The organism is Streptomyces clavifer (genome assembly GCF_036345975.1).
Lineage (GTDB): Bacteria > Actinomycetota > Actinomycetes > Streptomycetales > Streptomycetaceae > Streptomyces > Streptomyces clavifer.
Genome location: NZ_CP107793.1, coordinates 7,687,583 through 7,709,383, shown reverse-complemented (window position 1 = coordinate 7,709,383; position 21,801 = coordinate 7,687,583). Strand labels below are relative to the sequence as shown.

21 protein-coding genes and 1 pseudogene are annotated in these 21,801 nt (G+C 70.2%); 8 read left to right on the top strand and 14 right to left on the bottom strand.

Going from position 1 to position 21,801, the window contains the following annotated elements; all coding sequences use genetic code 11:
* Positions 1–64 precede the first annotated feature (64 nt).
* From OG927_RS33340 to OG927_RS33330, 3 genes are all read right to left on the bottom strand, one after another.
* Positions 65–835 (bottom strand): helix-turn-helix transcriptional regulator, encoded by a 771-nt coding sequence (locus tag OG927_RS33340; RefSeq protein WP_056791310.1) that lies wholly within the window; start codon positions 833–835, stop codon positions 65–67.
* A gap of 75 nt (positions 836–910) precedes the next feature.
* Positions 911–1,111 (bottom strand): hypothetical protein, encoded by a 201-nt coding sequence (locus OG927_RS33335; RefSeq protein ID WP_157866824.1) that lies wholly within the window; start codon positions 1,109–1,111, stop codon positions 911–913.
* 10 nt (positions 1,112–1,121) lie between these two features.
* Positions 1,122–1,304: a hypothetical protein gene (locus OG927_RS33330; RefSeq protein WP_124283568.1), complete on the bottom strand. Its 183-nt coding sequence runs from the start codon at positions 1,302–1,304 to the stop codon at positions 1,122–1,124.
* Positions 1,305–1,762: 458 nt separating this feature from the next.
* Here OG927_RS33330 and OG927_RS33320 point away from each other — a divergent pair, with 458 nt between their 5' ends.
* Together OG927_RS33320 and OG927_RS33315 are read left to right on the top strand one after the other, a co-directional pair.
* A complete protein-coding gene (locus OG927_RS33320) occupies positions 1,763–2,245 on the top strand; it encodes a hypothetical protein (RefSeq protein ID WP_157866823.1) in 483 nt (160 codons plus the stop codon).
* Positions 2,246–3,719: 1,474 nt separating this feature from the next.
* Positions 3,720–6,191 carry a SpoIIE family protein phosphatase gene (locus OG927_RS33315; protein ID WP_330321285.1) on the top strand — a complete coding sequence of 824 codons (2,472 nt, stop codon included), beginning with the start codon at positions 3,720–3,722 and terminating at the stop codon, positions 6,189–6,191.
* Positions 6,192–6,426: 235 nt separating this feature from the next.
* On the opposite strand, the pseudogene OG927_RS36090 reads toward OG927_RS33315, so the two are convergent.
* The 6 genes and pseudogenes from OG927_RS36090 to OG927_RS33290 form a co-directional block, all read right to left on the bottom strand.
* Positions 6,427–6,555, bottom strand: a pseudogene (locus OG927_RS36090) (DEAD/DEAH box helicase family protein); the annotation flags it as partial.
* A gap of 162 nt (positions 6,556–6,717) precedes the next feature.
* Complete coding sequence (locus tag OG927_RS33310) at positions 6,718–6,897, bottom strand: hypothetical protein (RefSeq protein WP_319108041.1); 180 nt, start codon at positions 6,895–6,897, stop codon at positions 6,718–6,720.
* 189 nt (positions 6,898–7,086) lie between these two features.
* A complete protein-coding gene (locus OG927_RS33305) occupies positions 7,087–7,974 on the bottom strand; it encodes a helix-turn-helix domain-containing protein (RefSeq protein ID WP_319108039.1) in 888 nt (295 codons plus the stop codon).
* Position 7,975: 1 nt separating this feature from the next.
* Complete coding sequence (locus tag OG927_RS33300) at positions 7,976–8,434, bottom strand: hypothetical protein (protein ID WP_330319460.1); 459 nt, start codon at positions 8,432–8,434, stop codon at positions 7,976–7,978.
* A 1,053-nt stretch (positions 8,435–9,487) separates the two neighbouring features.
* Complete coding sequence (locus OG927_RS33295; RefSeq protein ID WP_056791292.1) at positions 9,488–10,189, bottom strand: hypothetical protein; 702 nt, start codon at positions 10,187–10,189, stop codon at positions 9,488–9,490.
* Entirely contained in the window at positions 10,186–10,776 is a 591-nt protein-coding gene (locus tag OG927_RS33290; protein ID WP_330319461.1) for a sigma-70 family RNA polymerase sigma factor, read from the bottom strand. The genes OG927_RS33295 and OG927_RS33290 overlap by 4 nt, the downstream gene beginning before the upstream one ends.
* Before the next feature lie 797 nt (positions 10,777–11,573).
* Here OG927_RS33290 and OG927_RS33285 point away from each other — a divergent pair.
* On the top strand, positions 11,574–11,900 hold the full coding sequence (locus OG927_RS33285; protein WP_330319462.1) for a hypothetical protein: 327 nt from the start codon (positions 11,574–11,576) through the stop codon (positions 11,898–11,900).
* Positions 11,901–12,497: 597 nt separating this feature from the next.
* Positions 12,498–13,355, top strand: coding sequence for an MBL fold metallo-hydrolase (locus OG927_RS33280; protein ID WP_330319463.1), 858 nt, complete (start codon positions 12,498–12,500; stop codon positions 13,353–13,355).
* Positions 13,356–13,698: 343 nt separating this feature from the next.
* Here OG927_RS33280 and OG927_RS33275 read toward each other — a convergent pair whose 3' ends face one another.
* The 3 genes from OG927_RS33275 to OG927_RS33265 form a co-directional block, all read right to left on the bottom strand.
* On the bottom strand, positions 13,699–14,112 hold the full coding sequence (locus OG927_RS33275; protein ID WP_124283573.1) for a hypothetical protein: 414 nt from the start codon (positions 14,110–14,112) through the stop codon (positions 13,699–13,701).
* Between the two features lie 57 nt (positions 14,113–14,169).
* Positions 14,170–14,466, bottom strand: coding sequence for a hypothetical protein (locus OG927_RS33270; RefSeq protein ID WP_330319464.1), 297 nt, complete (start codon positions 14,464–14,466; stop codon positions 14,170–14,172).
* A 782-nt stretch (positions 14,467–15,248) separates the two neighbouring features.
* Positions 15,249–15,530: a hypothetical protein gene (locus OG927_RS33265; protein WP_056791278.1), complete on the bottom strand. Its 282-nt coding sequence runs from the start codon at positions 15,528–15,530 to the stop codon at positions 15,249–15,251.
* 266 nt (positions 15,531–15,796) lie between these two features.
* On the opposite strand from OG927_RS33265, the gene OG927_RS33260 reads away from it, so the two are divergent.
* The 3 genes from OG927_RS33260 (at position 15,797) to OG927_RS33250 (ending at position 19,148) form a co-directional block, all read left to right on the top strand.
* Complete coding sequence (locus OG927_RS33260; RefSeq protein ID WP_056791275.1) at positions 15,797–16,639, top strand: helix-turn-helix domain-containing protein; 843 nt, start codon at positions 15,797–15,799, stop codon at positions 16,637–16,639.
* 432 nt (positions 16,640–17,071) lie between these two features.
* On the top strand, positions 17,072–18,235 hold the full coding sequence (locus OG927_RS33255) for an IS701 family transposase (RefSeq protein WP_330319465.1): 1,164 nt from the start codon (positions 17,072–17,074) through the stop codon (positions 18,233–18,235).
* 82 nt (positions 18,236–18,317) lie between these two features.
* Positions 18,318–19,148: an AfsR/SARP family transcriptional regulator gene (locus tag OG927_RS33250; RefSeq protein ID WP_056791270.1), complete on the top strand. Its 831-nt coding sequence runs from the start codon at positions 18,318–18,320 to the stop codon at positions 19,146–19,148.
* 14 nt (positions 19,149–19,162) lie between these two features.
* Here the strand turns inward: OG927_RS33250 and OG927_RS33245 are convergent, their stop codons facing one another.
* Positions 19,163–19,846 carry a ScbR family autoregulator-binding transcription factor gene (locus tag OG927_RS33245; RefSeq protein WP_241192063.1) on the bottom strand — a complete coding sequence of 228 codons (684 nt, stop codon included), beginning with the start codon at positions 19,844–19,846 and terminating at the stop codon, positions 19,163–19,165.
* Positions 19,847–19,951: 105 nt separating this feature from the next.
* On the opposite strand from OG927_RS33245, the gene OG927_RS33240 reads away from it, so the two are divergent.
* On the top strand, positions 19,952–20,860 hold the full coding sequence (locus tag OG927_RS33240) for a ScbA/BarX family gamma-butyrolactone biosynthesis protein (protein WP_056791265.1): 909 nt from the start codon (positions 19,952–19,954) through the stop codon (positions 20,858–20,860).
* 91 nt (positions 20,861–20,951) lie between these two features.
* Here OG927_RS33240 and OG927_RS33235 read toward each other — a convergent pair whose 3' ends face one another.
* Positions 20,952–21,722 (bottom strand): SDR family NAD(P)-dependent oxidoreductase, encoded by a 771-nt coding sequence (locus OG927_RS33235; RefSeq protein ID WP_056791441.1) that lies wholly within the window; start codon positions 21,720–21,722, stop codon positions 20,952–20,954.
* Between the last annotated feature and the right edge of the window lie 79 nt (positions 21,723–21,801).

Sequence of the window (21,801 nt, the reverse complement as noted above, 5' to 3'; positions counted from 1 at the left end):
CCGACAGCCCTTGTAGCGATCGGGACACACAGAACGGTGCGGGCGCTCCGGCGCGGCAGCCCCCTCAGCGCACCCGGAACCTGCCGGGAGTCATGCCGGTCGTCCGCCGGAAGGCAGCGCCGAAGGCGCTCGCCGAGCGGTAGCCGACCGCGTCGGCCACCACGTCGACCTCGAAGCCGAGGGACAGCAGGTGCACGGCGTGCTGGGCCCGCACCGAGGCGACCCAGCGGGCGAAACTCGTGCCCGTCTCACTCTGGAAAGCGCGGGTGACGGTACGGGCGCTGCATCCCAGCGCGGCGGCCCATCCGGTCAGCGTGCGCTGGTCGGATGGATCGCCGCGTACGGCGTCCACGATCGGCCGCAGCAACGCGGAGGTGGGCAACTGCACCAGCAGGGCCCTGGGCGAGGGCCGCAGGACGTCGAGCACCATCACCTCGGCCACCGCCCTGGACGCCGGCGGCAGTTCGGGCTCCTCGATCCGCTCCAGGAGCAGCCGCAGCAGCGGGGTGATCTCCACGGCCACCGGCACGTCGGGCAGTGCCGACCGGGTGCCGTGCCGGAAGAAGTGGGCGCGGTAGGAGGTTCCGGCGACCGCGGAGGCGGAGTGCAGTTGTCCCGCGGGCATCCACAGCCCCAGCGTCGGCGTGACGCACCACACCTGGGAGCCGACGACGGCGGTGGAGGTCCCGTACTCGTTCCAGAGGAGTTCGTGCCAGGGGTGCGAGTGCTCGTTCCACGTCGTGTCGGCGGCGACGAACTCCTCGTACCCCTGGATCACGAAGGGCACGTCCCCCTCGCCCGCGGCGAGTGCCGGCAGGTCCCTGATGACACGCATGCCGTTCAGGCTAACCGGCGCCCGTACCGCGCCCACCGCCGCCTCAGGACGTGAGGCCAGCCACAAAGGTCCTGGTCAGAGCTGCCGGTACGGTGATGGCGGCCCCAACGACGAGACCGAGCCCGCCCGCCGCGAGGGCCTGGGCGGCCTGCTCAGGGGGCGCGATCGGCCCTCGGCGATCACCGGGACGGGGACCGCGGCGACGAGACCGGAGACGACGCCCGACCCGTCACCGCCGGACAGATGCGGGACCTGGTCGAGCGCGCGTGCCGCCACGTCGGCAAGCTCACGGCGCGGACCGTGGATTCGCCCGTTCGGGCAGGTGTGTGCGGCGGAGGATGAGCATCGCTGCGGCGGCTGAGAGGACCGCGGCCGCGGGAAAGCTGAGCCAGAGCCATGGGGTCCCCAGCAGGCTGAAGGTGAGCAGGAGCGGGACGTGGACGGCGAGGACCGAGCCGATGGAGATCACGGACGAGCAGGGATTCTGTACCGATCTCGCGGATGCCCCAGTCAGGGATACGCGGACCGGCCACGAGACGTTCACCGGATGCCGACTGCGCACCACCGGCAGCGGACGGCGGCCCTCCGACTTCTCGCCCGGCAGCACGTCGTCGTGGTCGGCGGCGGCAACTCCGGTGCAGAGTGCCCGCGGACCTTGCCGCCCACGGAGACGTGGGCCTGACGCGGCTCACCCAGCGCCCGCCCCGCTTCCTCACCGACGACATCGACGGCCGTGTCCTGTTCGACCCCGCGCCCACGGCCTGGCTCACCGGCTGTCCGACCACCCCGACCACCTCGACCGTCGTGGCAGTGCCGCCGGGGTCAGGGCCCGCTGCGGGCGCGCGGCGCACTCTGGACACGTGTCCGGGCAGCTGCGAAGATCCACGACTGGACCGGCAAACCGTCGGTGGACAAGGGGAGTTCAGCATGCACTTGTTAGCTCTGCGACGCCGCGTCTCCGTCGTCGCCGTCACTGCGCTCCTCGCCGGAGCGGGCACCCTGGCCGCCGCTCCCCCGGCCCTGGCCGGGGATGACTCGACGATCTTCGGCAAGGACAACACCGTCACTGTGGGCGAGGCAACGTACTTCCCTGCGACGACGCAGAACAGGGACGGCATCACGGCCTACGTGACGTACTCCTGCGATCCGGCCCCAACCCTCTACCTGGGTATAGCGTGGCGGCTGGCCGACGAGCGGGATTCGCAGATCAACAGCCCCCGCGGAGTCGCGACCGTGCAGCCCTCCCAACTGACCTGTGACGGGCAGAAGCACACGGTGGCGATCACCGCCCGCACACTGTCGGGCAACCATCTCCCGTTCGGAGAGGGCGACCCGGTGAAAGTCACGGCAAGCGTGAGCAACTTCGAAGGCGCGCCGTACGCCCAGCGCGTGGTGGTCACGACGCTCTGAGGCCGCGGGCGACGATTTCCCCACCGGCACTGCTGTCACCTGCAATCTCGCCGAACCAATCCGCGGATCGTGAACGGCACTGCCATCCCGCCGCAGTGCGGCCGCCCGGATCCGCGGCTCAGGGCTATCCAGCTCGGTGCGTGATACGCCAGGGGGCAGCGGCCGGACACGCGGCAGCCCTGACCGAGGTACTCAGTCAAGTTCATGTTCCCAGTACTCCAGCACACATGACAGTCAGTCATTTGTGCTGGTTGTAACCACACGGAACAATCTCGGCAGCGGGCCGTGGCCCCCACAGCCATAGCTGCCAAGGAGTAGGTCTGCTCCGTAGCCGGGCGGTCCCGCCGACGGCCGGCGTGCAGCGGCCGGTTCGTACCGGCCCAAGAGCTGCCGGGCCACGGTACCGGTACCGAACTCGCGGCCAGGCGTTCCCATACCGGGGGCTCGTACCTTCTGTCCCAGCCGGCGTAGCCGTCGCCGTCCATCAAGGAGGACAGGATGCCCGAGAACACGAACCCTGAGCAGCAGGACGACATCGAGCCGGAGGTCGTCGCGCACAGCGAGGAGGAGGAGCTCGAGGCGGGCTGCATCATCAACGGCAGCAGTGCGCTCTGACCCGTCCCATAGAGTCCTGAGCACCCAGCGGGCTACTTGGCTCCCGCCCAGGGGAACCGGGCAGCCCGCTTCGGTGCCTGCCCCAGGCCACGGTACCGGGGCCTGTCCGCTCGGTCGGCCAGGCCGTGGGAGAGCGCCGAATGGCTGCTACGGGGAGATGACGACGAACGTGTCGATCTCGTCTGCACCGCGACCAGCAGGAGCTTGAACACCCTGATCGATCCCTGAAAGGTCCTGCTGGTTGACAGCCAGGCCGACGTCAGGGCATGCCTGGACAACTCTGTCCTCGTGGTTGCCACGGGGGGGTACTCCCCCACCACCGGGCTACGCGACGTCGGGGCCTCCTCGCCCCCTCGTCATGTTTTTCGCGGTCCCGCAACGGGGCCGCTGGCCTCCTGGCTCGGCATGGCTGTGTCCCTCTGTCGAAGGCATGACCCGGGGGACACAGCCATGCAGGTCGGCGGCACGATTGGCGAAGCGGCTGTGCTTCATCTCCGAGGTGAAGTGCGTCGACGGCCAGGTCGTGAACGCCATCATCGCCGTGGCGGACATCGAGTTCATGTGCCCAAAAACCGCAGTACTAGCCCGACTTCCGGCCAACGTCCCGCCTCATCAAGGGGCGGTCAGCCGTGGCAGCAGCGGAGGAGCGGTGACCATTGCCACGGCCCAGCTCCCGCGGGCCCGCATCACCAACGAGACGCGCCCGGCAACCGGGCGATGAAAAAAGATCTGAATGCTCGAGAACCTGATCTTCCACCCCCGTACTACCAGCGGACTGCGCCGTCTCACGATCCGCACGGAGTCCCCGGCGGGCGTTCTCTGGCTGTCGGCCTGCTCACTGATGCCCCAGGCTGGGGAGGTGAGCACTGTCGGTTATGGAAAACCCTCCCGGGGCGGGGACGACCCCTGGGGCCTGGTCCCGGACGAGGCGGCCACTGCCCGCGCCCTCCTGGACGGCTCCGGCCGAATTACGCACTGGAACGACGGTGCCCGGCGGCTGCTGGGCCACACCGCGGCGCAGATGCTGGGCCACTCGGCAGCCGAGCTACTCGCCGATCCCGTCGCCGCCACCGCCACCGCCCCGTCCGGCGACGAGCGGCCGATGCCCTGGAGGGGCACCGTGGAACTGCGGCACCGCGACGGCCGGCGGCTGACCGTACGGCTGCTGGCCCACCGGCTCCAGCAGCACGAAGACGGCTCCGAAGGGTGGCTGCTCGTCAGCCCTCTGGCCGGCACCGAACGCACCGAGGAGGACGACCAACTGCCCCGCCCAGCGTTCCTCTACGCGCCCAACGCTCTCGCCCTCTACGACACCGAAATCCGGCTGCGGCGCGCCAACCACGCGATGGAGCAGGTCATCGGGCTCACCGAGGATGAGGCTCGCGGCCTACGTCTGTCGGAGATCGGCGGCAAGCCGCAGAGCATCGAACTGGAGGAGCAGCTGCGCCAGGCGATGGAAAGCGGCAGGCCCAGGGACGTCCGCACCCGTCTGCGTACCGGTGGCGAGCCGCGCGAGCACGCCTGGCTGGGACGGATCGCCCCGGTGTGGGACACACGGGGCGAGCTGGTGGGGGTCGCGCTGTCCGCCGTCGACATATCCGGCGAGGACCGGGCGCAGGCCCGGCTCCAGCTGGTCAACGACGCCTCCCGGAGGATCGGCAGCACCCTGGAGATCGGCCGCACCGCCCTGGAGCTGGTCAATGTGTGCGTCCCCCGGCTGGCCGACTTCGGCAGCGTGGACCTGCTCGCCACCCCGTACCTGCACGGCGACGCCCCGCCGTCGCTGGAGAACGGCGTGCTGACCCTGCGCCGGGTCGCGCACCGCTCCACCCGGGAGGACACCCCTGAGGCGCTGGTGGAGACAGGGCAGGTGTGGGACCACGCCATCGCGTCCTCGCCGGTGCGGGCCGTACTCTCGGGGGAGCCGGTGGTGCTGCACAAGGACGATCCGGCCTTCCACACCTGGGCGGAGCAGGAACCGCTGCGGGCGCGGCACGCCAGGGAGCTGGGGGTGCACTCCATCCTGTCTGTGCCACTGTCGGCGCGCGGGGTGACGCTGGGGGTTGCGCAATTCCTGCGGTACCGGCGCCCGGATCCGTTCGCGCCGGACGACGTACTGGTGGCGCAGGAGATCGTGACGCGGGCCGCAGTGTGCCTGGACAATGCGCAGCGGTTCACCCAGGAGCGGGAGACCGCGCTTGCGCTCCAGCGCAGTCTGCTGCCGCAGAGGCTGCCGCAGCGCAGCGCCGTGCAGGTCGCCTCCCGCTACCTGCCGGCGGCCGGGCAGACCGGGGTGGGCGGCGACTGGTTCGATGTGATCCCGCTGTCCGGGGCACGGGTGGGCCTGATCGTGGGCGACGTGGTGGGGCACGGGGTGCGGGCATCGGCGACCATGGGGCGGCTGCGTACCGCGGTACGCACGCTCGCGGACGTCGATCTGCCGCCGGACGAGCTACTCACCCACTTGGACGACCTCGTGCTCCGTCTCTCCGAGGAGACCGGGGGTGAGGAGACGGCCGGGGACATCGGCGCCACCTGTCTGTACGCGGTCTACGACCCGGTCACCGGCGCCTGCACAGTAGCCAGGGCCGGACATCCGCCCCCCGTCCTGATCGACCCGGAAACGGGCGGGGCCACCATCATGGATCTGCCTGCTGGGCCGCCACTGGGCCTGGGGGGGCTGCCGTTCGAATCGGCGGAGTTCTCGCTGCCCGAAGGGTCGGTGCTGGCGCTGTTCACCGACGGCTTGGTCGAGCGCCGCGATCAAGACATGGACGAGGGCTACCGCGTGCTGCACGAGGCGCTGGCCGCCCCGGCCGTCTCGCTCGATGCCCGGTGCGGGGCGGTCATTGAGGCGCTGCTACCGAGCGGGGCGCCGGGCGATGACGTGGCTCTGCTGATGGCGCGCACCCGGGTTCTCAACGCAGCGCACGTGGTGTCGTGGGAGATCCCCGCCGACCCGGCGAGCTGCGGGGTCGCCCGCAAGGACATCGACGGGCAGCTGACGTGGTGGGAGCTCCAGGAAGCGGTGTTCACCACTGAGCTGGTGGTCACCGAGCTCATCACCAACGCCATCCGGCACGCTTCCGGCCCCATCCGGCTGCGGCTGATCCTGGACCGTACGCTCATCATCGAGGTCTCCGACACCAGCAGCACCGCCCCCCATCTGCGCCGGGCGGCCGGGTTCGACGAGGGCGGCCGCGGGCTGATGCTGGTGGCCCAGCTGACTCAGAGTTGGGGCACTCGGTATTCGGCCGGCGGCAAGACCATCTGGGCAGAACTCCCGCTGCCCGACAACTATGCGGGGTTCGATGGATCGGCTGTTCGTTGAGCCGGTCCACCCGAGTGCCGCATACGGTTGATTCCCCGGGCACGACGACGCGTCCGTGCTCGCTGGAGTCCTGGGTGTCCTGCTCGGCCGGGCAGCAAGCTGCGAATTCACCTTCGGGCCGGGCCGCCAGAACACCGAAGCGCATTGCGGCCTCGCCGCGTTCGCACCCGGTGAGTTTTCGCAAGCCGGCGTGCTCGTCGGGGTGCAGGCCGCCGGCGGGCACCAGGCGGGCCCCGGTCATGGCGGAGATGAGGGTCCTGCCGGACCCGCATGCCGCGTGTAGCCGGCCGCGGCCCTCCTCGCGCAGGCCGGCGCTGATCGCCTCGACGGCCTCCTGCTGATAAGGGCGCAGTGCGTGGCTCACCGCCGTACCCCCTCGTTCGTCGTCCGGTCTGCCGCAGTACGGCCCCGGCCGTGCGGCGGGGCTTCGGCTGCGACCGCGTCGGCGAATGCGATGGACGGCGTCGGAACCTCCTGGGCGACCCGCGCGACGACTGCCCGGTGCCAGGAGGCCGGGAACCCGCTCTCAGGGGTGGGCGGCGTGGTACTCCTCGTCGTCCCGGTAAGTGACCACGCCCGGCTCCGGGTAGAGCGTGCCGTAGCTGTCCGGACGGCTGTAACCGGTCAGTGCCGTGACGTGGCGGCGCAGCTCATGGCCGGGCAGGGGGCCTTCGGCGAGGGAGCCGGGGATCGCGATTGCCAGCATGCCTCCAGCGCCCGCATCGCTTCGATGTTCATATCGAAACGGTGTTGCGTTGGGAAGGGCCGAAGGATCTACCGTGGGGACCATCCCCGCGTACGCGGGGAGCAGAAGGCAGCGAACTGTTGGGTGATCCTCGAGCCAGTGAGCCCCGACCGTGGAAGCCGGCCGGGGCTCACGTGATGTGTCGCCGTTCTAGAAAAGGCCCTCGGTCATGTGGCTGACCTGGACGAGCATGACGAACAGCGTCATCACGGTAGTCATGAGGGCCTCGAACCCGATGTGGCTGATCTTCTCGAAAGCCGCACGGATCGGTGTGGCCGTCGGGCGGCCCGCTTCACGGATCTGCGAGATCTTCAGACGGGTGGCTGTGTGGTGCCACATCGTCGTTTCGTCGCGGTCGATACCGCACGCCAGGAGGTAGGCGTGCAGTTGCTCGGTGGTCGGCAGCTTCCCTCCGCTGGTCATGTCATGGACGGCCGACTTGGAGATCGGGATGCCGTGCCTCTGGGAAGCGACGTCGCTTATCTCACGGACGGACAGGTCGGCGTGCTGGCGCAGGTCCCGCAGGAGCCCGGTGAAGTCGGCCGGCGTCGTGCAGAGCATCAGTGCCGTCCGCATCGTGTCGTCGCGCCCCGGGCGCTGATGCGATTGCCGCGGCATCGAGATCGTAGCCGTGCGCAGGAGCTCGGCCAGCGACTCCGAGGGCAGTTCGAGCGGCTGCGGATCGGGGTACCGCTGACGACGGCGGCGCTCACGGCGGTTGGGCGCTGCGGGCGCCACAGCAGGTGCGGCCGGTGCGGGCCGAGGGTTTCCTGCGAGCCGGGCCGCGTCCCAGAGGCTCCTCCACTGAGTGAGGTCGGTGTCGGGGTCGCAGCCCAGGACGTACGCCTTGACGACTTCCCAGCTCGGGACCTTCTTGCCGGAGGCTGCGGTGGAGAGCGTGGCCACCGAGTAGTGGCACAGCGGGGCCAGGGTGGTGTACGGCATCCCCTTCTCGGTACGCAGTTCGCGCATGGCGAGGACCAGGGACCGGTTCTCAGGGCTGGCTCCGACCCAGATGGGGCTTTCGGGGCGTGCCATCTCAGGCCTCCGCCAGGAAGGTGTGCTGCGGGCTGTGCTTGAGGACGAAGCGGCGCGCGGAGCGCTTCCACCGTCGATGGTCCCCGGAGTCACGGGGCCTTGAGGCCGGGACCGTCATCTCGATGTCGCCGGTGGTGCCCGTGCCGGACTGCTCGTCAGCCACGATGCTCTGCTTGGCCGGGAGCGGTGCGACGGCGAACAGCGCAGCCGTGACGTTCAGACCCAGTGAGGTCGCCTCGACGGGGTCGATGCCGATCAGTGTGGTACCGGCGACTGAGGCGGCACCGGCGGCGGCGTACAGAGTGGCACGCAGAGACCGTGCGAACCCGCGTGTGGTGTCGGTGATCCTCTTGCGGGTCGCGCGGACCGCGTCAGGCGCCCGCGGCAGGCGGAACTTGGGCAGAGGGTAGTAGGGATAGGGCAGGCAGATGCCGCCGGGAAGGGGTGCGTAGATCTCCACTGCTTCTTCTCCTGAAAGAAACAGGGTCCCTGCTTAAGGCAAGGGAGTACCTCGACATGAGGACAGGGACCCTGCTCGACCTCGGACAAGGTCGTCACCGCCGACTGACGGGTGCGCCAACACCCCAACGGATCCGACCGCTTACACATTCATACTGCCGCACGTATAGGCGCTTCCACCACGCTGGAAGCCGGCAGAGCATGCGACGGCCGAAATCTTGAATAACCCTGCGGAGAGGACGATGTCCGCGCTTGTTTCCAAGCGATCTTCCTTGGGGTCACAGAGGCACCAACCCGTCGACCGGTATGGGCGGTTGGCCCGCAATGGCCATCACCCGATCGGGTGGCTGGGAATACCCGAACTGGCTATAAGCACGTGGGGTGAAGAACTGAACAACACAGCTCCGAAAACCCGCCACGCTGCTGTCTGTCCAGCTCAACGCCTTGTGGGAGATCTTCAGGAAACTCGCTTTCAAACAATGTTGTCCACTACGCTGGCCCTACTGCTCCTGGATTCGTAACCATGGAGCAGCGGCCCACCGTGGCCGCTATCCACAGCGCTTGTTCCTGACCTTGGACACGCTTGCGGATTACAGAGTCCCTCGCGCCAACGAGGGTCTCGCCGTCGGGGGAAGCCTCGACACCATGAGGGGCCTGCCACGCGGCGGGCCCCTCATGCATCGTGCGGCTTCCTCATGACCTGGGCTGCCCGGTGGCCCACTTCGGCCGGCCTCCACAGCCGATAACGCGGCGTGCCGGAGGGCGGGGCTCGCCGGCAGCGCCGCCCTCCGGTGCGCCGGCCGGACGAGTCGGTCGCGGCAGCCGCTCCGGATCGGCCGGGTGCGGCCGTACGGAGCTCGGATCGGAGAGGACGCCCCGCCGTCCGGCAGCTCATCCTGGAATGAGACGAGGGGCAGCGCGTACACCTGGACCGCGGCACCGGCTCGCGGCCAGGATCAGGCGGGCGACCCCTGGCTCGGAACGCTCGCGCGGCAGGAGATGGACGTAGTCCTCGGTGTCCTGATTCGGGTCTGAGCGCTTGCGGGTTCGGTGGTCAGGCACGCCGGCCCGAGTGGTGAAGACGGTCGGCGATCTGCCGTTCCGGCCGCCACACCAGGGTCTGCTCGTCGCTGTGGTGCACGGCCAGTCTCACGACTTCCTCGAGCAGGTCAGGGTGGGCAGCCGGCGGACGGTGCTCGTGCATCCACCGGGTGAAGCGTGCGGCGCCGAGCAGGAACTCCTTGTCGAGATCGATGGCCTGCAGGTGCAGCTGGTCCACCCAGTGCATGGCTTCGGTACGGGCGCCTTGTCCGGTGTGATGGAGGTAGAGGCAGTAGGCGGCACCGAGGTGGCCGGCGCCTGCGGCCAGTTCCCACCAGAACTGCGCGCTTTGCGCATGACCGGCGAGGTGAAGCATGCAGCCGAAGAGCTGGGCCCCTTCGATGTCGAGGTCTTCGAACGGCGGGTGCAGGTTGCCCTCACCGTCGTCACCCAGGCAAGCGGCCAGCTCTTCGACGTGCTGGGGCGCCCCGGGGCCTTTGAGGTACAGGCGCGCCATCACGGACAGCTGGCGGCGGGCCCGCATCACCAGGGGTGCTTCGCGTGACTTGGGGAGCGCCGCTTCGCGGGCCAGGCGGCGCAGGCCTGTCGCCTCGTCAAAGGGGCGGCGGCGGGCCCTTAGGGCTTCGCCGGTCTTGGCAAGGATCTCTTCGACAGTGTCGGCGGGACGGGGATGATTGAGTTTCGCTCTGCTCACGGCGTCAGTCCTTCGTGTCCGTCTCGCTGCGGTCCCCCGGTGCGGGCCTCGCCGTCCTTCTTGAGCAGCGTGGGCACGGCCTGTTCGAGGCGCTGTTTGCCCTGGCGGCAGTGATAAGCGACTGTCTGCTCACTGATGCCCATGTACCAGCCGATGCGCTGGGGCTTGTAGCGCAGGACGACAGCGTCGAACTGCTGGGGCGGCAGCGCGGCCAGGGCTTCGAAGACGCCCTGCTCGCTGTTCAGGCGGTGCAGTCCCCGGCGGTAGTCGTCCAGGCCCTGCGTTATCGCGGCCCGATCCTCGCGGTCCTGCCGAAACTCCTCCACGGTCTGGCGCATGATCGCCCAGACCTGTTGCTGCATGTTTCTCTCGACCAGCAGTTCGTCCCAGTTGTCCTGTACCCGCAGCATTGCGGTGTGCACGGACTCCTCGGCAGCCTCGTCGTCGTCCAGGACGGCGAAGGCGTAGTCGTGGAAGGCCGTCTGGTCAGCCAGGTACAGGGCCTGGTAACTCAGTGGCAGGCGGAGGTGGACCCCGATCGGGTCCCCGCTGCCACCGATGTGCTTGACGTACTCGTTGTCGTTCATGACTCCTCTTCGCGCGAGGACGAAGTAGCGCCCCTACCGGGCACTTGGCCCGCAGCCGCAGCTATGTGACGACCACTCAAGCGCCCCGAACGCTCGATCGTTCATGCACGAGTACGCGAATTTCATCCCGCCAGGCATCGACGGGACATTCAATACGCAACTACCCTTCGGTAACGGCCCGCTACCTGCCAGTTCCCCGTAGTCATATGACCGAGGAGTGGTCATGGATCCCCTGGTATGTGCCCCAGCTCACACCGGCGCAAGCCGGGCGCCCGCCTCGGCACCTGACACGTAGAGATGAAAACCCACGAATCGACTGGTACTTGACCTGCCCCACGCCGAGCAAGGAATTGCATCCGCCTGGCGGAGGCAAGGCAGGGGCCCTTCGCTGATCGCTTCCAGGAAGCCGTGCAAGGGCGCGCCGACGAGCGGCAGCTCAGCAGGAAGCCTCCTTGGACCCGTAACGGTTCGGGGGCCTCCACTCGTATCGACTACGGCTCGCACACGGTCCTCGCTGAGCCTGCTACGGGCGGGGAGTCCCTCGACCACCAGCGGGCGGCGGCCCCGACGGAACGAGCCCACGTCGGAAAGAGCAGCTTGGAGCTCCTCCCAGGCGCTCGGCGTCAGCCTCTCCGCCTGCGGCCTACGCTTCACATCCAGTTGCGCCGGCGCCGTCCGTCTGTGCACTGGTTGTGCTTCTCGGACCGATCCTGTTCGAACTTCGTTGCTCAGTGGAAGACTTGATGGGTGAGCGGTATACGGTAACGACCGCTTCGTCTCAGGGAAGGCGGATTCATATGATCGCCGTTCGTCGTGCGCTCGCCCCCCTCCGTAAGGTCTTCACCGCCCATCCACCCGTCCCCGTTCCGCCGCGGGACCCGGCCCGGCCGCGGCACAACGTCTTCGAAGCCGCCGCGACCTATGTGACTGCGAGCGCCGAGGACGACGCGGACCGCCTCGACGAGGCGGCGGGATGGGTCGCGCCCGATGCCCTGGCCTTCGGGATCAACGAGCTCGCCTGCCGAGCAGTGATCGCTCTGGCCAGGGAACGCGACCAGCCCGTGGAGGCCGTGGCACGGGGTCTACTCGGCCTGCCCGGCGCGGAACCGTCCAAGGCGGCATGAGACGAACGGCCTACGGCCAGGGCCGGATTCCGGCGATGCCCTTCAGGGTTCCCGGGCCGTGTCGATCGCGGCGACAGCCATTCCCTGACCACGAATGCGGCAATCGATGCCGCTGCTCCGGACGATGCGCATGAGGCCGGGCCGCCCGGTCACCACGGGTCGGCCTGGTCGTGCCACGGGCGGCCTCGGTCGTGGTGCGGCCCGTCCCGTGACCGGGGCCTGTCCCCCACACTCTGTACGGGCACCAGTCGAGACCGGGCCCGGTTCGTCAGGGTAGAGCGAGAGGCTTTCGCTCCCACACCCCCGGCCGGATGGTCACCGTCGAATCCCCGGGTGCCGTGTGCCCGCGCTTCTTGGACGGAAGGTCGAGTGCCTGTTGCCGAAGGTGAGTTCCCTGTCGCGCCTCGGTGCGGCGTCCTCGTCGGGCCCCGCGTCGGTCACCCGCCTGCAGTGCGCCTCGTACCGCCGCCGTCGGAGGCAAGTCGGCAGGGAGAACGCCGTCTTCGCAATCCTCTTCGCAAGGTCGGTGTCCCCACATCGAGATCATCACGCATGGGACAAGCACCACCCGTGTGAAGGCATGGCAGGATCGCGTTCATGTCCCTCCGCGTGCCCCGCCTCCGGATCGGCTCGACCGAGATCATCGCCCTCGCCGACGGCGAGGGCCCGTTCTTCTCCCCGCGCGCCGAGGCCTTCCCCGAGGCCACGGCCGCGCAGTGGGCCGAGGCCGACCGCTACGACCCGGGCGCGGTGGACGCCGAGGACCGCTGGCGGCTCCAGTTCCGCGCGTACGCGATCCGCGGCGACAAGGGCCTCACCGTCGTGGACGCCGGGATCGGTCCGGCGGACAGCCCGGCCGGCTCGTGGGCGCCCGTGCCCGGTGTGCTCCCCGAGTCACTCGCCGCCGCGGGCATCGACCCGGCGGAGGTCGACACCGTGGTGCTCACGCATCTGCACACCGACCACGTCGGGTGGGCGGTCGTGACCGAGGCGGCCGTCCCGCCGGCGGGTGGCGCGGTGGACGGCAGCGCTTCGGCCGGCGGCCGCCGCCCTTATTTCCCGAACGCCGAATACCTGCTCCAGCAGGCCGAGTTCGACGCCATCGACACGCTCAACCCGCAGCTTCGCGAGACCCTCACCGACCCGCTCGCGGCCGCCGGACGGCTCCGGCTCCTCAACGGGGACACGCCGCTGCGCGCCGGGCGTGCGGTCGCCACGCCCGGACACACGCCCGGACACCAGAGCGTGCTGGTCGCCGACGGGCGCGAACGCGCGCTCGTCACCGGCGACCTCCTGGTACACGCGCTCCAGCTGCTCCACCCCGAGCTCGCCTACGCGCACGAGGCCGACCCTGAGGCGGCCAGGCACTCGAGGGAGCGCATGTTCGGCGGCGAGACCGCCATGCCGCTGCACCTGGCGACGCCGCATCTGACGGAGCCGTTCCTCCTCGCGTGATCGCGGCCCCGAACCAGGGCATCGGCCACGCGACGTTCCTCGCAAGCGGGGAGCAGGCTGCGTGGCCTGCAGTCGCGGAGATGGGCCGCGCCTACGGTTCGTCAGGGCGACGGTCGCCCGGACTACGACGGGCCCGGTCCACGGGCCGGGGGCCACGTCTGCACCGGACTGGATCGCCGCTGCCTGCCGGTAAGCGCGCAGCATGGCGTTCCCGTGTGGGCGGGCAGCAGCGTTTCCTGTCCCGCACCCGGCGCAGCGGGGTGCTCGTGAAGGGACCGTGCTCGGACTCCTGTCGGTGTCGATGCGCTCGCGAGGCGAGCTCGACCTGCTGGGCAGGATGCCGCTAGGTGGCGGTGCAGGTGCGATCGCCCGTGTCGTCGAGCTGGAGCGCGGCCCGGGACGTCGTGCCGTCGTGGCTCAGGAGCAGCGCGATGCTGCCCTTCGTGTGGTCCGGGAACCGCACGGCGTACAGCGTCCGGACGCCGTGCGCGGCGGTGCCGACCCGGCGGACTTCCAGGGGGCTGCCGCCACAGGTCGCGGAGGTCACCTGCTGGTGGTCGGTGGCGAAGAGCTGAACCCAGCCATCGGTGAACAGGGTTGCGAGCGGATCCACCTTCCTTGATTTTCCTACGGGCACGGGCTCGACGGTGCAGGACAGTTCGGAGAACCCGGGGCCGGTGGCCGACGCCCAGCACAGCCGCCGGTCGCGGGTCTCCCAAGCGTAGGCGGCGCCGGTCGGCCAGGCCTCGACCAGCATCAGGCCCTGAGAGCCGGGGGCGTCGGCGTCTCCCTGCCGGTCACGGCGGGCGCCGGGTCAGGTTGCGCGACGGCGGCGGGCGCGGAGCAGGTTGAGGCCCTTCATGGCGTAGGAGGCACCACTGAGCACGAGGCCGGCGAGGGCGAGCCAGAACCAGGATTCCGCCAGCAGGAGGCTCAGCAGCAGGCCGCCGAGAAGTACCAGGCTGCCCATGGTGTCCAGCAAGTCGAGACGCGCCTTGGAGCGCACCGCGGAGTCGGTTTCGCGGAGTCGGCGGATGACGGGAACGAGGGCGAGTGCCTGCAGGACGGCCAGAGCGAGAAGGATCCAGCCGAACCAGTCGGGTATGTCCACGACGCGGACTGTACCGCCCGCCGGGACCCCCGGAACGAAGATCCGTAAGAAGCGCCCCGGTTGGGTTGTTCGGCCGGTTGGGGCCATCCCCGGATGTGCGGGGAGCAGGGGTGCGAGGCGTCTGCGGTCACCTCCCAGCCAGAGGGCGGGCTGCCGGAGTCGGGAAGGGATCGCTTCCACGACTGGCGCCTCGGTGGGCGCGGTGTTCTTGCGGTCGGCCCCGCCTGATTCGCTGGGCGGAGTGGTGCCGCTGCTCCCCTCGTTGTCGTTGAGCACCCCTGCCGTGGCCGGGCGGGGGCCCAGGGCGGATTCCGGGGGTCGCGCAGGACGGGGGTACCGGCGAGCGCCCGGCCGCGGCACGACGCCTTCGGAGCCGCCGCGACACGCGTGACGGCGAGCGCCGAGGGCGACGCGGACCGCTCGGCGACGCGGCGGACCGGGTCGCGCCTGATGCCCTGGCCTCGGGATCGACGAGCTCGCCTGCCGAGCGGTGGTCGCGCCGGCCGGGGAACGCGACCAGCCCGTGGAGGCCGTGGCACGTGGTCGTCTCGTACCGCCCGGGGCGGTTCGGCTGCCGGGCGGCAGGAGACGGCTCGGTCACGGCACCGGTGCGTACCGGCCCGGGTCCGGATTCGGTCAATGCCCTTCGGGGTTGCGGCCCCTGGGCGCTGTACCCGGCGGCACGGGCGGGGTACGGCGTCCGGGGGCACACGGCGTACGGACCGGTGCGGGCCGGCGGTGGCTTCTCCTGCGTGGGGGAGGCCACCGCCGGCGTCATGTGCTCAGCGGTTGGTCCACAGGTTCCACACCCAGGGCCAGGCTGAGCCCTCGGCGCACTGGTAGCGGTCCCAGTGTCCGCGCTCGATGCCCTGCTGTCCGGCGGTCTGGCAGCCGCCCAGGGTCATGTACTTGCCTCGGTGGATGTCGAGGCCGTCGGCCGCCTGGACGGCGGCCACCGGGTGGGACGCCGCCCCGGACACCGCGACGGCGGGTGCCGCCGAGACCAGCCCGAGCCCGACCACGGCCATCGCTGCGAAAGCGGACAGTGCGGTGCGTACACGCATGGTGAAGATCCTTCCGGTAGGGATACGAAGTCGGCACGTGCGGCATCCGCCGGCACGGCCACAGCCACCGGCACGCTCACCCCTGGGGGTGATCTGTTCAGCCGGTACGCCGAGTTTGCGCAGGAAGCCGCACCTTTACAACCAGATCCCGCTTGCTTCACCGATGTCGGGATAAATACAGTCCTGACCTGCTGGGACGCATCCGTCCCGGGACGCGGGACAGGCGGCGGGACGCCGTTGCCCCGCCTGCGGAAAGGGCGACTTCGATGACCGGCCAACGGCCCGACCGTGATGCGGCAGCACGGAAGCTGGGAGCGGCGCTGCGAAGCCTGCAGCAGCGATCGGGGTGCACACTGCGCGGCCTGGAGACCCGGGTCCGTATCAGCGACTCGTCGCTCTCCCGCTACTTCCGGGGCGAGACCGTGCCGGCCTGGCCCGTGGTGAGGGACCTGTGCCGGGCGCTGGGGGCGGATCCTGCCGAGTACCGCGCCCTGTGGGAGGCGACCGGCCAGGCCCCGCCCGACGAGCCCGTCGCCGCGGTCGTCCGGCGCACTCCGGAGGAATCGGGTGCCGGTGAAGATGCTGTCGGTCCGTCACGCTCCCGCGGCGGCCCGGCCCGGTGGCACCGATGGCGTGGGCCGTTGTCCGGCCGGGGGGTCATCGCGGTGGCCGCGGCCGCTGCGGGCGGACTCGTGGCGGTGGGGCTCCTGTTGTTCCTGCTTCCCTCGCAGGGGGTGCCGGGTGCCGCACCCGGCGCACGGGGCGCCGAGGGCGGTTCGGGCAGGAGTGGTGATGCGGGTGTTCTCGTCCACAACGTCGAGGAGGTCTGCCAGGAACCGCGCACGACTTCATGTGCGCTCTCCCTGGCCTACAGCCCCTACCGCCCCTACGTCACGACCAACGCGGCCGACCGTGTCTGGCACCACGACCTGCTCCGCGCCCGCTGCACCGTCGCCAACGGGGTCACCGTCACCGACGAGAACCACAAGCACACCAGCATCTGGATCCAGGTCACGCACGGCGGAAGGCGCCTCTGGCTGCCCGGAATCCGGGTCCACCCCGACAGCCTGACCCAGCTCACCACCACCCTGCCCCTGTGCTCCTCGTAGGTGCGGGAGTGGGGGGGTGCAGGGGGTGGGCGGCACGGCCGTCGGGCGGCGTCAGCCCTGCCCGGCTCCCGTGGGCGTGGCGGCCCCGTGGGCGCAGTTCGTCGTGACCGTGATGCAGGACGGCGTACCCGTCGCGTGCGTCGTCAGTGGCCGCAGCAGCATGACGGCCCCGGGGGCGGCGGGCCTCCCGGGGGCGGGCCGCGGCTTTCGCGGGGGAGCGGGTGTCCGGTTCTTTCCCGTCGCCCCGCCCTGGTCGGCGGGGGTGGCGGGTTCGCTCTGCACGGGTAAGGCTTCACGAGGACAACACAACAAACCGCGTGTGTGGTTTCATTTGATGACGGCTCGCCACGCGGCTTCGCGCGCGGCGCGGCCTGCCGTCGGCGCGCCATGACCGAAAACAGGACACCAGGGTTTCGCAGGGAGTTATGGGACATGCACTCGCCCTCGTTCCACCAGATGCTCGCCGAGATACCCATGGACCTGTTCGACTCCCTGCCGAGGAACGACCAGCGGTCGAAGGCCGGGGAGTACGTGGCCGGGCTGCTGGGCGCGCACGGGCGCAAGACCCTGCGCAACGTGGCGAGCCAGTTGGGCGGGCAGGCGGCGCGCAGCCAGAGCATCCATCACTTCATCAGCGAGTCCTCGTGGGAGTGGGAGCCCGTGCGCCGCGGTCTCGCCCGGCGTGCGGACGAGCTGCTCGGGCCCCGGGCCTGGGTGGTGCGCCCCACCGTGGTCCCCAAGGGGGGCGGGCATTCGGTCGGTGTGGCGGAGTACTTCGCGCCGCAGCTCGGACGGACCGTCACCGCGCAGCAGTCCTTCGGGGCCTGGCTGGTCTCACCGGCCGCGGGTGTGCCGGTGAACTGGCAGCTCGCCCTGTCGGCCGACTGGACCGAGGAGCTGCGTCGGCGGCGGGCGCGCATCCCGGCGACGGGCCGGGCGCTGAGTCCGGAGGAGAACGCGGGCGACGTGGCCCTGCGTGCCGTGCGCGCTCGTTCCGGGGTTCCCCTTCCCGTGGTGCTGGACGCGCCGGGGCTCGATCCGCTGCGTATGGTGCGGCGCTTCGGGCGGGCCGGGGTCCCTCTGGTGCAGCGTGTCGAGCAGCGCCTCCGGCTGCGGGTGGGGCCCTTGGCGTTACCCGGCCACGGGGACGTGCCACTCAGCGCGGGCCGGCTCGTCGGCTCGATGCGGCAGCTCTGGCGGGCCCGGCCCGCAGCGGGCGGCAGGAGCTTGTCCATGGCGGTCGCGGTCGTGCTGCCGGGGGCGCCGGACGGCGGCCGGGAGGCGGGCGGGCAGCGGCTCCTGGTGGCCCAGTGGCCCGAATCCGACCTGTCCGCCGCACGGTTGTGGCTGGCGGACAGCCGGCTGGGGCATGCCGGGGTGCTGCGGCTGGCCGGGCTCGCCGAGGTCGTGGACCGCGACGATGCCCTGGTGGCCTCACGCGTGGGGCTGCGGGACTTCGCCGGACGGTCCTTCCAGGGCTGGCACCGTCACATCACGCTGGCGTCGGTGGCCCATCTCGCCTACATGCGGGCGGCCCTCACCACCGCGGCACCGCACCGGACGCCCCTGGTGCCGCTGCTGCCGGGGGCCGGCTGATCCGGCCGGCCCTCCCTCTTCTCCCCCGGCCGCCCGCCGTACGCCGGACCGCCGAAGACGTTCGCATCGAAGGAGAGTGCTCATGCGATTCAACCTGATCGGACCGTTACAGATCATCGCCGACAACGGTTCCGTCCTCCCCGTGGGAAGCCCCAAGGTCTCCCAGGTCCTGGCCGTGCTCCTCACCCATTCCAACGACCTCGTGACGCCGGACACCTTCATCCAGGAGCTGTGGCGGCACGGTCCGCCGCGTTCGGCGCTCAACACGGTGCAGACCTATGTGCACCACGCGCGAAGACTGCTCACGCAGGACGCCCGTCCCGGCACCGAGCACTCCCTGCTGACCACCCGGTTCGGCGGGTACACCATGCGCGTCGACGACTCCGAGATCGACATCAAGATCTTCGAACGGCTCGTCGCCCGGGGGAACAGCGAGCTCCGGGCGGGCCGGTACGAGGCCGCCGCCGACGCCCTCGGCATGTCGCTCGACCTGTGGCACGGCCCCGTGCTCTCCAACGTGCCGACGGGCGATGTCCTCGCCGGCAGGATCGTCCACCTGCAGGAGCTGCGGATCAGGGCGCTGGAGCTGCGGGTCGAGGCCATGCAGCGGCTCGGACGGCTTCGTGAACTCATCCCCGAGCTGCGGACGCTCGTGCACGACTACCCGCTCAACGAGTGGTTCCACGGTCAGTTGATCGCCGCCCTGCACCAGGCGGGACGGCGGGCCGAGGCGCTGGACGCGTATCAGAAGGTCCGGCGCCTGCTGCGGGAGGAGCTGGGCCTCGAGCCGTCGCGCGACATCCAGTGGCTGCACGAGAGCGTGCTCAGCCCGGTCCGGGTCCCGCCGGGTCCCACCACGCCGCTCGGTGGCGGCGTCGTGGTGCCCATGTGGGATTCGGCCCGATCCGGATGAACGCCCCCTCGACGTCAGGGGGTCAGACCGACGAACTCGGATTCCCCCGTCTCGGAACGCCAGGCGGGCATGTCGTCGTGGAGATGGGCCGCCCGCTCGGCCGAGACCGTCAACCGGGACATGACGCCGGGTTCCGCGATGGTCGGCATGAAACGCCGCAGGAGGGAGGCGATCTCGCCCGCCAGGTCGTAACTCCCGGGAAGGCCCTCGGTGACCACCTGGACACCGGTCCAGCAGCACACCAGCATGCGGGCGGTCTCCGTCTCGTCGACGTCCGCGCAGACCTCCCCGCGCTCCTTGGCCTCCTTGAGGAGCGCGGTGAGCAGCTCGGTCCAGTCGACCCAGCGGGTGCCGAACTGGCGCCGGGACTGGGGGTCGATGGCCATGCGCAGGGCGGCGCTCAGTACGGGTTCACGAGGCAGCCGGTAGGCCAGCAGGAGGACGATGTCGATCAGTTCCTGCAGTTTGAGGGCCTGGGGGCGGACTCCGTCCGTGGTCACCGCGGCTGCCAGGACGCCGCGTGCCAGGTGTTCCTTGGACGGGAAGTGGAAGTACAGGGCCCCCTTGGTCACGTCGGCCCGCTCCAGGATCTCGGCGATGGTCGTCGACTCGTAGCCGCGCTCGTCGAAGATCTCGGCGGCCGTCGCCAGGATGACCCTTCGGGTCCGGATCGCTCGTTCCTGCTGCGCCACAGTCACCCCTGGTGTTTGTGTTCTTACCTATCGAAAAAAGGACCGCTTGCGCGGTATATTATCCCGTGCCGAACCCCGGCGCCTCATCTCGGCCTGACCCAGGGGGGGATCATGCCCAAGACACTGCTTTCCGATCGCCAGAGACACAGCCACGTAGTCCGCCGGATCGCGGCACCCGTACAGCGCATCCCCAAAGAGTTCATCCACCTGCACCGGACGGAAGCCGTCCTCCTCACGAACTGGTCCACCCTCGGATCCGGCCGCTACGCCGTGAGCGCGCACTGGCCCCGGGGCGGATTCTTCGGAGACTCGGTGCAGTTACTGCTCGCCCAGACGATCCGGCAGAGCTGCCTGCTCATCGGGCACGCCGAACTCTCGGTTCCGCTTCCGCACCAGACGCTGATGGAGTGGATGGACTTCAGTGTCTCCAGCGATTTTTACGATCCAAAAAATAAACCGGACAACCTGTTCGTTCTTCTGACGTTCAAGCCGAACAACCCCAGGTCACTGCGGGTCGAGCTGTCGATCCTCTCGGAAGGCCGGCTGGTCGCGGAGTCGCTCCTCGACTTCAGCTGGATCGCCCCGGGCGCCTACCGCCGGCTGCGCGGGGCACACGCCGAGGTCCCGTGGGGGGAGGTCGTCGTTCCCTCCCCCGTCCTGCCGCACACGGTGGGGCGCGCCCACGAGCACGAGGTCCTGCTGGCTCCCACGGGGCTTGCGGACCGCTGGGAACTGCGCATGGACGTGTCCAACCCCGCGCTGTACGACCACCGGGTCGACCATGTGCCCGGTCTCGTGCTGATAGAGGCGGCGTACCAGGCCGCCCACGCGGTCACCGGTCCGGGACACGGCCCCGTTCGGGTCATGAGCACCTTCGACTCCTACGTCGAGTTCGACGCGCCGTGCCTGATCGACGCCGCGGTCGTCCCCGCGAAGGACGAGGACACCGTTCGCGTCGAGGTCACCGGCGTGCAGAGCGGCGAGCGCACCTTCTCCATCACCATGGACTGCGCGCAGTAGGATCCGGCCCGCGGCACAGGGGGCGGTGCCGGTCCGTACGGACCGGCACCGCCCCCTCCTCGGTTTCCCCGCCCCGTTCCCGGGGCTGTGCTCACCGGTTGACGTAACCGCCGTCCACCGGCAGCACGGTGCCGGTGACGTAGGAGGACCGGTCACTGAGCAGCCAGGCCGCGGCCTCGGCCACCTCCTCCGGTGCGGCGGTACGGCCCTGGGGGGTGACCGCGTGGACCGCCTCCTCCAGGCCGGGGTTGCGCGCATACCAGTCCACCGTGATCTCGCTGCGGGTCGAACCGGGCGCCAGCGCGTTGACGCGGATGCCCTGGCGGGCGTACTCGTCGGCCGCGGCGCGGGTGAAGCCGACCACCGCGTGCTTGGACGCCACGTACGGGGCGGCGGTGGGTATCGCGACCAGGCCTCCCACGCTGCTGTTGTTGACGATGGCACCGCCGCCGCTCGCGAGCATCGCGCCTATCTCGGCGCGCAGGCAGTTCCACAGCCCGCGCACGTTGATGTCGACGATGGTGTCGTAGACCTCGTCCCCCATCTCGTGGAGAGGGGCCCGGTCCCCGCCGATGCCCGCGTTGTTGAAGGCACCGTCGAGCCGGCTGTGGCGTTCCGTGGCGTGCCCGACCGCGCGCCGCACGTCGTCGGCGCGCGTCACGTCGCACACCACCGAGGAGGCCTCGAACCCCTTGGCGGTCAGCTGCGCCACGAGAGCGGCGAGCCTCTCCTCGCGGCGTGCGGCGAGGACCACCGACGCGCCTTCGCGGGCGAAGAGGTACGCGGCTGCCGCGCCTATCCCGCTGCTCGCGCCCATGACCAGAATGACCTTGTCCCGCAGTAATCCACCCGTATCGCTCATGGCGCCGATGCTGCCATCGGGCGGTCCGCCGCCGGCCCGCATTCCCGCAAGGCCGGGGCAGGGTATGTCAGGTCGGGGG

Excerpts from the sequence above, each read along its gene's own strand:
- OG927_RS33340 (WP_056791310.1), bottom strand. The coding sequence starts at position 835 with ATGCGTGTCATCAGGGACCTGCCGGCACTCGCCGCGGGCGAGGGGGAC.
- OG927_RS33320 (WP_157866823.1), top strand. The coding sequence starts at position 1,763 with ATGCACTTGTTAGCTCTGCGACGCCGCGTCTCCGTCGTCGCCGTCACT.
- OG927_RS33310 (WP_319108041.1), bottom strand. The coding sequence starts at position 6,897 with ATGCTGGCAATCGCGATCCCCGGCTCCCTCGCCGAAGGCCCCCTGCCC.
- OG927_RS33305 (WP_319108039.1), bottom strand. The coding sequence starts at position 7,974 with ATGGCACGCCCCGAAAGCCCCATCTGGGTCGGAGCCAGCCCTGAGAAC.
- OG927_RS33290 (WP_330319461.1), bottom strand. The coding sequence starts at position 10,776 with ATGAACGACAACGAGTACGTCAAGCACATCGGTGGCAGCGGGGACCCG.
- OG927_RS33285 (WP_330319462.1), top strand. The coding sequence starts at position 11,574 with ATGATCGCCGTTCGTCGTGCGCTCGCCCCCCTCCGTAAGGTCTTCACC.
- OG927_RS33280 (WP_330319463.1), top strand. The coding sequence starts at position 12,498 with ATGTCCCTCCGCGTGCCCCGCCTCCGGATCGGCTCGACCGAGATCATC.
- OG927_RS33275 (WP_124283573.1), bottom strand. The coding sequence starts at position 14,112 with ATGCTGGTCGAGGCCTGGCCGACCGGCGCCGCCTACGCTTGGGAGACC.
- OG927_RS33265 (WP_056791278.1), bottom strand. The coding sequence starts at position 15,530 with ATGCGTGTACGCACCGCACTGTCCGCTTTCGCAGCGATGGCCGTGGTC.
- OG927_RS33260 (WP_056791275.1), top strand. The coding sequence starts at position 15,797 with ATGACCGGCCAACGGCCCGACCGTGATGCGGCAGCACGGAAGCTGGGA.
- OG927_RS33255 (WP_330319465.1), top strand. The coding sequence starts at position 17,072 with ATGCACTCGCCCTCGTTCCACCAGATGCTCGCCGAGATACCCATGGAC.
- OG927_RS33250 (WP_056791270.1), top strand. The coding sequence starts at position 18,318 with ATGCGATTCAACCTGATCGGACCGTTACAGATCATCGCCGACAACGGT.
- OG927_RS33240 (WP_056791265.1), top strand. The coding sequence starts at position 19,952 with ATGCCCAAGACACTGCTTTCCGATCGCCAGAGACACAGCCACGTAGTC.
- OG927_RS33235 (WP_056791441.1), bottom strand. The coding sequence starts at position 21,722 with ATGAGCGATACGGGTGGATTACTGCGGGACAAGGTCATTCTGGTCATG.